At 61.4% G+C, this 593-nt stretch carries 1 protein-coding gene; it reads right to left on the bottom strand.

What is annotated here, in order from left to right:
* On the bottom strand, positions 1-593 hold a 593-nt coding region (locus tag A3754_RS06060), incomplete at both ends, for a zinc-binding dehydrogenase (protein ID WP_156496847.1).

Here is a 593-nt window from a genome sequence, read left to right as displayed (position 1 = left end):
GCACTGCCACCATACTTGAGGCCCTTGAGGGCAGCGGCAAGCATCTCACCACCGACGCAATCCACCGCACCAGCCCATTGCTCTTTAGCCATCGGCTTGACCGCGCTTTCCAGAAACGCCTCACGGTCAATAATCCGCGCGGCGCCAAGAGCCGCCAGCCATTCACTGACATCCGTTTTACCGCTGACGGCGACCACCTCAAACCCCAGCTTGGCCAGAATCGCCACGCAGACACTGCCTACGCCGCCAGTAGCGCCAGTCACCAGCACCGGACCCTGATCCGGGTTAACACCCGTGTCGAGTAGCGATTCCACACTCAGTGCCGCAGTCAAGCCTGCGGTACCCAAGAGCATGGCATCACGAGGCGCCAGGCCATCCGGTAGAGGCACCAACCATTCCGCAGGCACGCGGATATATTCCGCATAGCCACCATCGGTGTTCATGCCCAGATCATAGCCGGTGCAAATCACTGCATCGCCCACGCTGAACGGGCCATCACTGGCCTCTTCAACCACACCCACGGCATCAATACCCGGCGTGTGGGGAAACTTGCGGGTGACGCCCTTGTTGCCGGTGGCCGACAGCGCGTCCTT

The organism is Alcanivorax sp. HI0083, from assembly GCF_001635175.1.
The sequence above is the reverse complement of the archived record's forward strand: the minus strand, read 5'-3'. Positions and strand labels throughout refer to the sequence as shown.